Origin of the sequence: Chitinophaga sp. W3I9 (assembly GCF_050434025.1) — a bacterium.
Classification (GTDB): Bacteria; Bacteroidota; Bacteroidia; order Chitinophagales; family Chitinophagaceae; genus Chitinophaga.
Genome location: NZ_JBNPWC010000001.1, coordinates 6717158 through 6731743, shown reverse-complemented (window position 1 = coordinate 6731743; position 14586 = coordinate 6717158). Strand labels below are relative to the sequence as shown.

The following is a 14586-nucleotide window of genomic DNA, read 5'->3' as shown; positions in this document are numbered from 1 at the left end:
GTGTATAAGGCTAATTTAACTAAAATTATTATACCATCAGGAGCAAAAAAACAGGAACGGTTAATTTCGTCCCGGCAACGGTTGCGCATTTTGCCGTAAACGATTTTTGCTGTATTTTGCCCCTTCTTATGAAACTAATCCCATTATTCCAACGTCATGCATGATAATGAATTATGGTACTCCTATAAAGAAGGAGATGTAAAAGCCCTGGAAGGATTATATGAATTGTATTATTCCCCGCTCACGAACTACGGATTTAAATTTACGCCCGATAATGTATGCATAGAAGAAAGCATGCAGGATCTTTTCCTGAAGCTATGGCAAAACAGGGAGCGTATTGAAAGTCCGGCAGTGGTGAAACAGTACATGTATCTTTCTTTCCGGCGTATCCTGCTTCGGAAGCTGGATTATAATCCTTCGCGGCATGAGGAAGAGCTGAGTGGAGAACATATTCCTTTTCAACTGGAACTTATCGGCGGACATCCGATGGTGAGGAAAGAGCGTATGGAGGAACTTACCGCCAAAGTAGATATGTTGCTCTCTATTCTTACTAACCGGCAACGGGAGGCGGTATTCCTGAAATACTATGAGGATCTTTCTTACGAAGAGATCGCTGACATTATGCACATGAATGTAGTGGGCGCCTACAAGCTGATATATAGTGCGCTCGAAAGTTTGCGCGAACAGTTTGGCGACTTCACTTTACTCCTGATCCTTTACGTTTTAAAACGGGCCTGAAAGCTGGAATTAATGGATAAAAAAAGCAGCGAAGATTTCCTTCGCTGCTTTTTTATGTTAAGCTGTTTTGCAGAAAGCAATATGATCATGTACCTGTGGTATTTTCTGGTAGCCGTTGGTAAGACCTAATTGCAGATCCAGCCAGAGAATATACGCGCAGGGTTCCATTCCGGCGGTAGAGAATACCAGGCTGTTGTTATGGTATTCCGCCGCTGTCGGTGGTGGTCCGCCGTGGAAGGACGCCGGGAGTACCGGGTTGCCTTCAAAGCGGATGGTGAATGCCTCGATGTGCGGGTGGGCAATGGTGTATTGCGCGGTAACGGTGGTGGTGATGCCTCCGCAACCATGGCCGCTGCCGGTAGTTTCTCCGATTTCCAGCATGGCTGCTGCGAGAATATTTTCATCGCCGGTATAGCCCCATCCGGGGTGTCTTCTTTGTTTATAATTCACATTGGACACGACTATTTTCTCCAAGGTGTTGATAGCGGTGAGTGTAGTGGTACCAACTTTTCTTGCTTCGAAGATAATTTTGAAAGTATGGATGCCTGCCCTTTGCGTAGGTGGTACGGCGTTGCCGGCTACGAGCACAGCGGGGGCGGTGAGATCGAAATTATCCCTTGCGAAGGTGGTGCCGGTGGCATTGAGTACCAGCTGGGAAGTGTTGAGGATAGCCAGTACACCATTAGTAGGGGTGAAGATACCAGTGGTTAAGTTATTGCCGCGTGGTACCGGGATCCACACTTCTCCGGCGCCGTTGATGGCCGGGGTAACAATGACCGCGTCGTGCGTCCAGGTGGTGGGGCCGGTTTGTTTCAGCAGTTCACCGATCTTGAATGGCAGCAGGGCGCTGAGTACCTGTGTGGCGCTGAGTTCGTAGCTGGTGTCGGCGTTGATGATGCGGAAGCGGTATTCCATTTCATTGGAGTTGGTGCCGCTGGGCAGGGTGCCGTTAAGATCAAGCGCACCGTAGAAAGAAAGACGCGGCACATCGGTAGTATAACCCTGTGCATCAAACTGGGCGCCGGTGGGGCCTATGTCGTAGGCGCCTACTCTTTCAAAGAGGGCGGGTACTTCATTATTAGGTGTGATATCATCCGGTACGCAGAGTTCTATGCAGAAGCAGGGGCCGCGGTTGGTACGGTCGGCGCGATGGCCCACGCTGCGGTCTTCTTTCAGCAATACCGCGCCGGATACGGGTTCGGTGATGCTGAAATAGAGATCGGGACCTGCCGGCCATTCCACGTTGAGCCAGGGCGACAACAGCGTTTGGCTGAAGTCGGCCATCGTATAATCTATCCGGAAATGCCCGGTGGCATCGGTGAGCTGACTGCCAAGCGGATCATCCTGGAGCCAGTCTACATCAAAAGCGGCTACGCGCAGGCCTTCAAGGGGTTTCTGGGTTTTACAGTTGATCACGCGGCCGCAGATGACCCATGCATCGTATTTAGCGCGGATAAGACACCACCAGCGGTTGGGGATTACATATTCCCAGGAGGCGAAGAAATCATTTTCCTGTCCGCGCCACCGTGGCTGGAGGGTAGTGATGTGAAACTGCAGGGTAGGCAGTTTGCCCGGGTAAGGTTTGGGCCGTGGCACATTGCCGCATTCGAAGTCGATTTCGAAGGCTTCGCCTTCATATTTACTTTCCCTTCCAAGAGAAAAGGCGAAGTTGCCTTCCGCATCGGTGAGGGCTTCTGCCAGCAGGTTGCCGGCTTTCTTTTTGGCTTCTTCTGCAGATACTTCATGGAAGGTTTCCTTCTCTGCAGCAGTAGCCTGCAGGACAACTTCCCGGGAAACGGCGGCCCGGTAAAGCCGGATCTTAACATTGGCAATGGCTTCTATGCAATATTTATCGCACAGGAGGCCCTTTAAATTGCCTTTGAACTGGTAGCTCATGACATTATTTTTTGGGGTTATTTTAAATCGGAAGCAGGTGCTTTTGGGGTGTTCTTCACTAGAATTTTTTGGGGACTGTTTGTGCTGTTATAATGGCCCCTGCCTCTTTAACAAATCTCCACCTAAATTCCTTCGTTATCAAGAGGATAAGTGCGGGAAATGCCAAATGCGTATATATCGCGCGGTGGCGGGAATGCGCTGATAAATGGAAAGGTATTTTGGGCATCCGGGATAAAAGCGCTTATTTTGCCGGTTAGGTTTGGTAGAGCAACATGAAAGAAGATAGCAGCAATTATTCCCTGTATGATGAGGAGGATTTGGTGACAGCTTTCCAGGTGAGTGAGGATATGCGTGCGTTTGAAGAAATCTATAAAAGATTTTGGTTCAAGCTGTACAGCGCTGCTGTGAAGCGCACGAGTTCCCAGCACGAGGCGGAAGAGCTGATCCAGACCATTTTTGAGCGGTTGTGGACCAACCGGCGCAAGGTGGTGATCCATAATATAGGCGCTTACCTGGCTGTTTCGCTCAGAAATAGCCTGCACGATTCCCAGCGCAGGAAGATGACGGCAGAAAAATACATGGAAACACTGGACACCGATCCATTGGTAAATACAACAGAAGAAGATGTAAACAGGGAGCTTCTCCTGAAAGACATCGAAAAAACGTTGCGGGAGCTGCCGGAGAAAACCCAGGCCGTTTTCCGGTTGAGCCGTTTTGAAAATAAGTCGGTCCGCGAAATAGCAGGCAACCTCGATCTCACCGAAAAGGCCGTGGAATATCATATCACAAAGGCTATAAAACTGCTGCGGCAGCGGCTCCGCGGCTATATGTCTTCCTTCCTGTAAAATTCTTTAAATTTTTTTTAGGGGTTTAATTCAGTTATGCGTCAATGTAATCAGATAAACTGATTCCATGAGCCAATATGAATTCGACGACCTGCTTGAAAAATATCTTTCGGGGCAATGCACCCCGCAGGAGGAAAAACTGGTATTGGCCTGGTACCGTTCATTTATCAACGAAAGTGAAATAGAGATATCTGCAGAAGAAAAGCAGCGCATTGAAAGCCGGATCTGGTCCAATGTAACTGCCACTGTTGGCAGTGGGGAACCGGAAACACCGGTAGTGCGGATGTGGCCCCGGCAGGTAGCGCGGTTAGCTATTGCGGGCTGCCTCGTACTGGCCGTTACAGGCGCCTGGTATTGGTGGTCGCAGCAACGGACCATTACGCCAAGGAACATATTTACGCAGGAGCCTATCCCGGGAGGATACGTATCCGTTTTCAATGAAACGGACAACAACCGGGAAGTGGCACTGAGTGACGGATCGGAGGTGAGGCTGGAACCGGGAAGCATAGTGTATTATCCGCCTGCATTCAGTGGTCATACAAGAGATGTGTACCTCAGCGGAAACGCATTTTTCCGGATAGCGCACGATGCCAGCAGGCATTTTATCGTACACACCAGCGAAGGAGTGCTGGCAGAGGTATTGGGAACCAGTTTTTATGTGAGCCATGACAAAGTAAGTCATAAAGTAGAAGTAGCCGTGGTAACCGGGAAAGTATCTGTTTATGAACGGAAGAAAAAGAATGATACTTTATTTACAGCATCTGCCAACAGCATTATTATTACACCCAACCAGAAGGTTACATATAAAACAGAAAATAACCAGTTCACCACCTCGTTAGTAGACGATCCAAAGCCGGTAACAGCACCGGAAAAGCAGCCCACGTTCAGTTATGAAGATGCTTCGCTGGAAGAGGTATTAAAGGCTTTGGAAGATACTTATGCCATTACCATTGAAACAGATAACGGGCAATTCAGCCGTTGTCATTTTACAGGAGATATCACGAAACAACATCTATACGAGAAGCTGGACATTATTTGCCAATCTGTTCAGGCTTCATATGAAGTAAAGGGTACCACCATTTATATAAAAGGGAAAGGATGTAATTAATGAAGATACTATAAAAGTCACCAAAAGAAAAAACTGGTAATGTGGGGCATTACCAGTTTAGTAAAATTAACCGTTTGCCGCGGTTAAAATGCGCTATGTCCGCAAACTTTCAATTAACGAAACAAAGCCACACAAGTTATGAAAAAAAAGCGATTCGCTGCCGTAATCTACTACGTTATGAGATTAACTGCTGTTCAACTTATTCTTGCTTCCGTTTTTTCACTGTCGCTGTACGCCAATAAGGTGAACTCACAGTCTGTGCTGGAAAAACCGATCTCCATTTCGGCAGAGCAAACTTCCGTGAGGAAGCTGCTGAACCAGATCCGGACCCAGACGGGCGTGAATTTCACCTATAGCAGCGATATGGTGGATGTAAACCGGAAGGTATCCGTAGAGCTGAAATCCAGACAGCTGAAGGAGTTTTTTGATGATATTTTAAAGCCTATGGGCATCGGCTTTAAGGTGATAGACAACCAGCAGGTCCTGCTGTTCCTCACACCTGCCGATGGCCGTCAGAATATAGTGGTAACCGGTGTGGTAACCGGTGAAGACGGTTTACCGGTGCCCGGCGCTACCGTGAGAATAAAGGGCAGCACCACAGGCACCACCACCTCCCCGGATGGTAAATTCACCCTGCCGGTTCCCGACAAACAGGCGGTGCTGGTGATTTCGTTTATTGGTTATCAGCCGCAGGAAGTAGTGGTAGGAGAACAAACGCATATCACCGTAAAGCTGACTGCAGAAAACAGTAAGCTGAATGAAGTGGTGGTAGTGGGTTATGGTACTCAGCGGAGGAAAGATATTACTGGTGCAGTATCTGTTGTGAAAGCAGACGCTTTTGAAAGCAGACCGATTGTAAGCGCCGCAGCAGGCTTACAGGGCCAGGCCGCCGGTGTAACCGTTACCGCGCCTTCCGGCAAACCCGGTGCAGGACTGAACGTGAGCATCCGTGGTAATACCTCCCTGAATGCCAGCAATAACCCACTGTTTGTAGTAGACGGGGTGATTGTACCAAACATTGATTTCCTGAATCCGAGCGATATTGAAAGTTTCTCTGTGCTGAAAGATGCGTCTTCCGCCGCTATCTATGGCGCCAGCGGAGCGAATGGCGTGGTGCTCGTTACCACTAAAAAAGGAACCAGCCAGTCGAAAGTATTTGTAAACGCCTATACCGGCATGTCCAATTTCGCTAAGAAAATGGATGTACTAAATACAGCTCAATATCAAACGCTGATGGGCGAACTGGGCATCACCGATCCCAATAACCTGAACACCGACTGGCAGAAAGAAACATTTAAAACCGGCCGTGAGCAGAATATCCAGGTAGGTGTTTCCGGTGGTACCGAGAAAGGACATTACTATGTGTCCGGCGGTTACCAGAAACAAAAAGGAGTGGTGGCGCCGGCAGATTATGACCGTTATTCTGTTAGGGCTAACATCGATAATAAAGTGAAAGACTGGCTGACACTGGCCTCTAACCTGTCGTTCAACAGATCCGTTTACGTAGATGTGCCGGATAACAGCGGCGTAGCGAGAGGAGGCACCATCCTGTCGGCCTTAACATCACCGCCAACCATCGGTATTTATAACGCAGATGGCACCTATACATCTAACCCAAATAACAAAAGCTGGCAGAATCCTATCGCCTATGCTTTTGCACCACAGCAGAAAGCCATCAACAACCGTTTCCTGGGAAATGTAAGTGCAGACTTCACCATCCTGCCGGAACTGCATTTCCGTTCTAACCTCGGTGCGGAATCGGAAGGCTACCGGTATGATTATTTCCTGGACCCTTATTCTACTGATTACGGCGCGAAGGAAAAAATTGGTTATGGTAAATCCCAGTCGATCGAACGTTTTGTATGGTTATGGGAAAACACCGTGAGCTATAACAAACAGTTTGGCAAACACAATGTGGGCGCTATGGTTGGTCATACCATGCAGGAATCTGATTATAATTTCACCGATGATATTGCCAAAGGATATACCAGTGATAAGATACCTACGCTGACAGGTTCCACTATCCGTGAAAAACAGGAAGTAACGAAAAGTCAATGGGGCAAACGTTCTTACCTGGGCCGCCTGAATTATGGCTATGCTGATAAATACCTGTTCACCGCTACCATGCGTTATGATGGCTCGTCGAGGTTTGCACCGGATGCACGTTACGGATGGTTTCCGTCTGTATCAGCAGCATGGCGTATTTCCAATGAAGACTTCTTCAGCAAAGACGGTATCGTAAATGACCTGAAAATCCGTGCAGGCTGGGGTAAAACCGGAAACGACGGTATCGGCGATTACGACTGGCGCCGGCTGTTCAGCAGCAATGGCACCGGTGGTTTAAACTTCACCAACCTGCCAAAGAACGACCTGACCTGGGAAAAAACTACGCAGAGCAACGTGGGTGTGGACCTGAGTATCCTGAACAGCCGCATCAATATTACCGCTGATGCCTATATCAAGAAAACGAATGACCTGCTGGTGGATATCCAGCCACCTGCCAGTTCCGGCTTTGGTACTCAACGTTACAATGTGGGCAGCATAGAAAATAAAGGAGTAGAACTGAGTGTGAATGCACTGATCATCGATAAAGAAGTGAAATGGAATGCCAATGGTAATATTTCCATGAACCGCAATAAGGTCTTGAACCTCGGTCCTACACCAAGTTTAGGTTATGGAGATGTATATGAAAGAGGTAACGCTATCCGTGTAGAACCGGGTCATCCCCTCGGTGCATTTTATGGTTACGTGGCACAGGGCGTTGATCCTGCTACCGGTAACATGATTTACGCAGACCTGGATGGCGACAAGAAGTTATCTGATGGTGACCGCACCTGGATCGGCAATGCGCAACCCGACTTTATCTATGGTTTCACAAATAGCATCAGTTACAAAGGCTTTGACCTGAATCTTTTCTTCCAGGGTATCCAGGGCAACGAGATATTCAACGCCACCCGTATGGAACTGGAAGGTTTGTACGACTCCAAGAACCAGAGTACCGCAGTATTGCGCCGCTGGAAACAGGCAGGGGATGTTACAGATATCCCAAAAGCTGAAAAAGGAAATACCATCAACAGTGCATCGTCTTCCCGCTTCGTGGAAAACGGTTCTTACCTGCGCCTGAAATCAGCTACGCTGAGCTATAAATTTTCAAATGATCTGTTGAAACATATCGGCGTTGGCCGTTTGAATGTGTATGTGACAGGACAAAACCTGCTGACATTTACCAGGTACAAAGGACTGGATCCGGAGGTGAGCAAGGATGCAGCCAACGGTCCGGCTATGGGTATCGATTATGGAACCTATCCACAGTCACGCGCCTTTATCTTTGGTTTGAATGCTGAGTTTTAGTCTTAACAATTAATTATTCCAAGTATGAAACAATTCACTTCTTATATAGCTACCGGTTTTCTCAGCGTGTCTTTATTGTCATCCTGCACAAAGGATCTGCTGGACAAGAAGCCAATTTCCCAGTCGGAAACTGCCACTGCAGAGTCGCTGCTGCTGGGCGCCTACGATAATATGTATGATGAGTACTACACCTCCGATTTCCTGACCAACGGAGATGTATCTGCAGATAATGGTTATGCAGGTGGTGACAACGCGGCAAACTTTTCCATTGATAAGTTCACCGTTAATTCCATCAACGGTAACGTGAAAAGAGACTGGAAATACCTGTACACCGATATAAAAAACTGTAACCTGATCCTCAGCATCACGCCCACCACGGATGATAAAGGATTAACGCCCGAACGTCGTGAGGAGATCATGGGAGAAGCATCCTTCCTGCGCGCATGGCATTACTTCAACCTGATCAGAAGCTGGAAGGAAATCCCGATCATCACTGCTATTCCAACAGACCTGCAAAGTATGTACGTGGCTAAAAAGCCTGCGGAAGAAGTATATGCGCTGATCATACAGGACCTGGAATATGCGTTGACCCGTGTACGTGATAATCCACCTGCAGGTAACAAAGGGATTGTGGCGAAAGGAGCCGTAAATGCGTTGCTGGCAAAAGTATATGCACAGAAACCCAACCCCGACTGGAACAAAGTAGTTGCCTACTGTGATGCAGTAACCGCCAGTGGTTACGACCTGGTGCCGGATTTTGCTACCCTGTTTACCGTAGCGGGAAAGAATAATATTGAGTCCATCTGGGAAACACAATTTGATGGTGTTTTGCACCAGAACTGGGTAACGGGTATGAATACACCGTTTATGTGGGGCGACTGGAAAAAGTTCAATATTCCTTCGCATACAATCGTAGCTGCTTTTGATGCGGAAGGCGACGCGGTGCGGAAAGCGGCCAGCATTAAATTTGTGAATGTTTCCTGGACGGACGACTATTGGAAACAACCGGTCCCGGTGATCTATAAATACAACGACGCCGATGGTAAAAGCAATATTTACCGTCTGCGTTATGCCGACATCCTGTTGCTGAAAGCGGAAGCGTTAACAGAGCTGAACAAGCTGGATAACACTGCCAACGGCGCGCAATACTACATCAATAAAATCAGGCATCGTGCAAAGCTGGGCGACACCCCTGCCAAAACACAGGCAGCACTGCGCCTGGCAGTGGAAAAGGAAAGACAGCTGGAACTGGCGTTTGAAGGCCATCGCTGGTATGATTTGCTCCGCACTAACCGCGCCATCCCGGTAATGAATGCACAGAAAGATGGCAATGGCAACAACCTGAACTACAACGTAACTACGGATAAATTATACTTCCCTATTTCGCAGGACGAAATAGACAGCAATCCTAACATTAATAAGTAAGTGCAATTATAAAAATGAAAACGGAACAGGAGCCTGGATAACACCAGGCTCTTTGTTTAAATACCCTTTCCATATGCAAAAAATATTTCGCCCTATATTATTTGCCGGCGGCCTTGCGCTGGCACTCTTCGCCTGCTCCGGCAGTAAAGGCATTACACAACCCTTAACACCGGTAGACACCAATGGTGCTAACGGCGCCACAGTTAACTGGTGGGTTACCACCGGGGATCAGCAAAGCCTGTTGAAACCTGGAAACGGGCAGCCGGTATTCAGTAGCCCCAACGCCAACGGTTATACGACTATTGAAGTGGACAGCAGCACAGCTTTCCAGGAAGTAGATGGCTTTGGCTATACTCTTACCGGCGGCAGCGCGCAACTGATCAATGCCATGAATGCCACCGCGAAGCAGCAACTGTTGCAGGAGCTGTTTGGTAATACCGCTAACAGCATTGGCATCAGTTACCTGCGCATCAGCATAGGCGCCTCTGATCTGAATGCCACGCCTTTTACCTATAATGATGTACCGGCAGGACAAACCGATTTATCATTGACACGTTTTTCACTGGAGGCAGATATGTCCGCAGGCACAGGTTTGATCCCTTTGCTGAAAGAAATACTGCTGATCAATCCGCAGCTGAAAATACTCGCAACGCCATGGAGCCCACCGGTATGGATGAAGGACAATGCTTCTTTTAAAGGAGGCGTCCTGCAAACAAAGTACTACGAAGTGTATGCACAATACCTGGTGAAATACCTGCAGCAGATGAAAGCAGCCGGTATTACTATTGATGCCATCACACCACAAAATGAACCATTGAATCCCGACAATAATCCCAGTCTGAAAATGGTGGCGGAAGCGCAGCGCGACTTTATCAAAAATAACCTGGGGCCGGCCTTTGCGGCGGCGGGAATCGCCACCAAAATTATTATATACGATCACAACTGCGATCACCCGGATTATCCGCTGACCATCCTCGCCGACGCAGCGGCCGCGAAGTTTGTGCATGGCAGTGCCTTTCACCTCTATGCAGGCGACATCAGCGCGTTATCTACTGTTCATGCTGCGGCGCCTGATAAGGCCTTGTATTTTACCGAGCAATGGACCAGTGCTACCGGCGGTTTCGACGGCGACCTGAAATGGCATATAAAAAATGTGATCATCGGGAGCATGCGTAATTACAGTCGTACTGCGCTGGAATGGAACCTGGCCAACGATCCTAATTACGGTCCGCATACCCCCGGCGGCTGCACCGAATGCAAAGGTGCGCTTACCGTCAGCGGCAGCAATGTTACGCGGAATGTGGCCTACTATATCATTGCACATGCATCCAAATTTGTACCTGCGGGTTCCGTACGGATTAGCAGCAACAATGGCGGGAATTTATACAGTGTGGCCTTTAAACGCCCAGATGGAAAAAAGGCGCTGATTGTATTGAATGATAATAATGCAGCTGCTTCTTTTAACCTGAAGTACCAGGGGAAGCAGGTGGTACCTGTTTTGCCTGCCGGTAGTGTGGCTACTTTTGTGTGGTAATTTTTTTTTCGGAGTTATGAAAGATGATCAGTTTTTACTGGTCATTTTTTTTTGTTAATCATTTTCTTTTAACCTGTTCTTTACGGATGTTTTGTATTGGAAAGATATATTTGTTGGCATATTGTTTAACCCATAAGAACCTGTGAAAGGCGGGAGCTATTGGATCTGCGCCGGGCGGCGGTCGAACTGTTTGAAATTTACTAAGGGATGTCATTAAATTGAATGAATTTGGAGAGGTATGAATGTACTGCTGATTCTCAATTCAGTAGTTTTACGTTTGATAGCATAGGTCCGAACAGAACCATTAGAAAGGTTGTAAATTATGAGCAGATTCCTGGTATTTTTTTACCCGATGGTTCTGCTGTAAGGAATTTGGCATTTGGTGACTGGAACGAAGTGGAGGAAAGAATTGATGACGGCATTGTTTCTAATAATAATGACAGGGATAAAGTGCTTGCAACCGTTGCTTCCACAATTATTTCGTTTACAGAAAGCATGGAAAAATACCTGTCTATGCAGAGGGCAGTTCTCCGGCGAAAACGAGACTGTATCAAATGGGGATCAATGCCCGCCTGGATACAATTAAATCATTGTTTTGGATTTATGGCCGCATTGAAGGAGAATGGGAAGTATTTGAATCAGGGGTTAATTTTGAGGCATTTCTGGTAATTCGGAAATAGTCTTATTTTTGTTGATAACAAATGTTTGATTATGTTTTTAAAGTATGTAAGAAAGAAGAAAAATATACCTTCAAATATCAGGGTTTGTACTGCTATGAGAGATTACAGCAAAGAAGACTTTTTTATCAAAAAATTGGAAGCCGCAAGAATTGCCATTATTAAATGGGGGCTTCCCAAAGAATTATACGTTAAATAATGCAACTTTCTTCAGATTAGAGCATATTCCTACCTGTGTCCATTTCCGAACACCCCCTGTCTTAAATCCGGACAAATTATATTTTTAATACATTCAATTCCGCCTGATTCTAATACCCCTCGTCACTGGCATTTTCTTCGCAGTCAAGTCCGCGGTCCCGTGAGATAGATATCTTTCAAAATCCAATTTCCTGCTGATGTTTAAAAACTATCTCAAAATTGCCTGGCGCAATCTCTGGAGAAATAAAGTTTTTTCTTTTATCAATGTAATGGGCCTCACTATTGGTCTTACTGCCTGCTTCTTCATTTTCCTGTATGTACATTTTGAACTTAGCTATGATAAGTTTCATAGTAAGGGAGACCGTATCTACCGCGTTATCTGTGACATAAAAACGCCCAGCGAAATGATAAAAAGCGGAAGTACGCCATGGACGTTTGGGCCGAACATGCAGCACGACTTTCCGGAGGTAGAAGCATTTACGCGGCTAAACCGCGCTAATTTGCTGGTGAAGAAAGGTAACCTGAGTTTCCAGGAAGAGCATTCCATGTTTGCGGATTCGTCGATCTTCCGGGTATTTGATTTCAAACTTATTTATGGTAACCCGGCTACAGCGCTGAGAGATGTGAACGCTGTGGTACTTAGTAAAACAGCTGCTAAGAAATATTTCGGGAATACAGATCCGGTAGGACAAACCGTGCAGCTCACCGGCGAGCTGGTACCGGTCACAGTCACCGGCGTGATGGAAGACATGCCACAGAATTCGCTGATCAAAGCAGATATGCTGGTGTCGATGTCTTTTTTGGTGAGTAGAAATCCGCGCCTCGATGACTCGTGGGGCAATTTCGGCGCAACTACTTTCCTGCTGCTGAAACCTAATACAGACGCTGCTGCGCTTGCGGCAAAGTTCCCGGATTTTATAGAGCGGCATAATGGCGACGAGAGAAGAAAGGCCAAAATGCTCTATACCGTTTTACTGCAACCGCTGGAGCAGATCTACCTGCATTCCGACCGGTCCTCTTTTGAGAATGGCAGTATAACCAATGTGTACATTTTTTCCGTTATTGCCATTTTTATATTGTTTATTGCCTGTATTAACTTCATCAATCTTACCACTGCGAGGTCGGTAGAGCGGGCGAAAGAGATTGGTGTACGTAAAGTAGTAGGCGCCACCCGTGCGGAGCTAATCCGGCAGTTTATCGGCGAATGCGTGTTGTTGTGTTTAATGGCATTTGTATTCACTATTATATTGTTTGCAGTATTGCTGCCATCCTTTAACCTGCTGGCGGGTAAAACGATCAGCACCGGTTTGTTTGCCAATGCCTGGTACATCGGGGCATTGCTGGCGGCAGCCATAGGGATAGGTTTGCTGGCGGGTGTATACCCGGCGCTGGTGCTGTCGTCCTTTAAACCGGTAACGGTATTGAAGGGCCGGTTCTCTACCGGTACCAGAGGCATTTTTCTCCGCAAAGGACTGGTGGTAACACAATTTGCTATTTCCATTGCACTGATCACAGGCACTATTGTGGTGTACCTGCAAATGCATTATATACACAGTAAAGACCTGGGCTTTAACAAAGACCAGGTGCTGGTGATCGATACACATGGCGACCCGGCGAAACACACTTTCAGGACATCTATTGAAGATATTCCAAAAGTAAATTCCGTTACCATTTCATCAGGTATCCCTGGCGGGGAAACCAATGGCGCTTACTCAGAAATTCAGAACAAACAAGGCGATATGCAGGTGGCCAACCTGGACCTGTATTCCGTGGATTATAATTTTTTGCAGCAATATAAAATGAAGATAGTTGCCGGACGCGGATTTTCCCGCGACTATGGCAGCGACTCTGCCCATGCCCTGGTGATCAATGAAGCGGCCGCAAAGCTGTTTGGCTACGCCACTCCCGATGAAGCTATTGGCAGGGGCTACCGGCAATGGGGCCATGAAGGCACTATTATAGGTGTGGTAAAGGATTTTCATTTCCGCTCACTGCAGCAGGATATTAAGCCGCTTACCATCCGGATGGAGCCGCAGGATTGCGAAGTGGTGTCTGTGAATGTAGCCCCCGGTGATCTGTCAGGTACCATCGCCGCTATTGAACGGAAGTGGAAAACGCTGATCCCTAACCGGCCTTTCAGTTATTATTTCCTGGACGAATTCTTCGACAGGCAATACCGCGCCGAAGAACGTTTTGGTAAACTCTTTTTCGACTTCGCCCTGCTGGCGATTATTATTTCTTGTCTTGGTTTACTAGGACTGGCTTCTTACAGCGCCATACAACGTACCCGCGAAATGGGTATCCGCAAAGTAATGGGAGCATCTGTTACAGATATCGTGAACCTGTTATCAAAAGAATTTCTTAAACTGGTATTAATCTCCTTTGTTATAGCCACACCGGTAGCCTGGTATTTTATGCACAAATGGCTGCAGGAGTTTGCCTACCGGATCAGTATTGGTTGGTGGGTATTCGCCGTATCGGGCATCATTGCAGGTATCATTGCCATTGGCACAATCAGCTACCAGGCGCTGAAAGCCGCGTTGGCAGATCCGGTGAAAAGCATGCGGGCAGAATAGCATCCCCATACCGGCAGTTCCGGAAAATTTTTATCATCTTATCATGAGCGCCCTGCTCCTGGGAAATTAACGCGTTTGGAAATGCCCCCTGAAGGCAAAACAAAGGCGAAGAAAATTGCCATTATTTTCGATGGTGCACAGCCAATTATAATTTGTATTTTGTTCCTTGCCGCCGCATTTTTCAAAAAATGCGTCTGCCCCAATGATCAGTCCGGCGTTTTGAAAGAAAACAGTCCGG

At 47.2% G+C, this 14586-nt stretch carries 8 protein-coding genes and 1 pseudogene; 8 read left to right on the top strand and 1 reads right to left on the bottom strand.

The genetic code is table 11. The features are described from left to right. Positions 1–156: 156 nt before the first annotated feature. Positions 157–738 (top strand): RNA polymerase sigma factor, encoded by a 582-nt coding sequence (locus QFZ51_RS27265; RefSeq protein ID WP_370908153.1) that lies wholly within the window; start codon positions 157–159, stop codon positions 736–738. A gap of 57 nt (positions 739–795) precedes the next feature. On the opposite strand, the gene QFZ51_RS27260 is transcribed toward QFZ51_RS27265, so the two are convergent. Continuing rightward, entirely contained in the window at positions 796–2634 is a 1839-nt protein-coding gene (locus tag QFZ51_RS27260) for a hypothetical protein (protein ID WP_429050582.1), read from the bottom strand. A gap of 272 nt (positions 2635–2906) precedes the next feature. Here QFZ51_RS27260 and QFZ51_RS27255 point away from each other — a divergent pair, with 272 nt between their 5' ends. The 7 genes and pseudogenes from QFZ51_RS27255 to QFZ51_RS27225 all read left to right on the top strand — a co-directional run bounded on the left by QFZ51_RS27255 (position 2907) and on the right by QFZ51_RS27225 (position 14348). Then, entirely contained in the window at positions 2907–3479 is a 573-nt protein-coding gene (locus QFZ51_RS27255) for a sigma-70 family RNA polymerase sigma factor (RefSeq protein ID WP_370908150.1), read from the top strand. A 67-nt stretch (positions 3480–3546) separates the two neighbouring features. Beyond that, on the top strand, positions 3547–4587 hold the full coding sequence (locus QFZ51_RS27250) for a FecR family protein (RefSeq protein ID WP_429050581.1): 1041 nt from the start codon (positions 3547–3549) through the stop codon (positions 4585–4587). Positions 4588–4764: 177 nt separating this feature from the next. Next, positions 4765–7938: a TonB-dependent receptor gene (locus tag QFZ51_RS27245; RefSeq protein WP_429050580.1), complete on the top strand. Its 3174-nt coding sequence runs from the start codon at positions 4765–4767 to the stop codon at positions 7936–7938. Between the two features lie 24 nt (positions 7939–7962). Continuing rightward, positions 7963–9363, top strand: a complete 1401-nt coding sequence (locus tag QFZ51_RS27240; RefSeq protein ID WP_429050579.1) for a RagB/SusD family nutrient uptake outer membrane protein — start codon at positions 7963–7965, stop codon at positions 9361–9363. Positions 9364–9436: 73 nt separating this feature from the next. Beyond that, complete coding sequence (locus QFZ51_RS27235) at positions 9437–10897, top strand: glycoside hydrolase family 30 protein (RefSeq protein ID WP_429050578.1); 1461 nt, start codon at positions 9437–9439, stop codon at positions 10895–10897. 222 nt (positions 10898–11119) lie between these two features. After that, positions 11120–11577 (top strand): annotated as a pseudogene (locus QFZ51_RS27230) (DUF6934 family protein). Positions 11578–11969: 392 nt separating this feature from the next. Further along, positions 11970–14348, top strand: coding sequence for an ABC transporter permease (locus tag QFZ51_RS27225; protein WP_429050577.1), 2379 nt, complete (start codon positions 11970–11972; stop codon positions 14346–14348). Positions 14349–14586 lie beyond the last annotated feature (238 nt).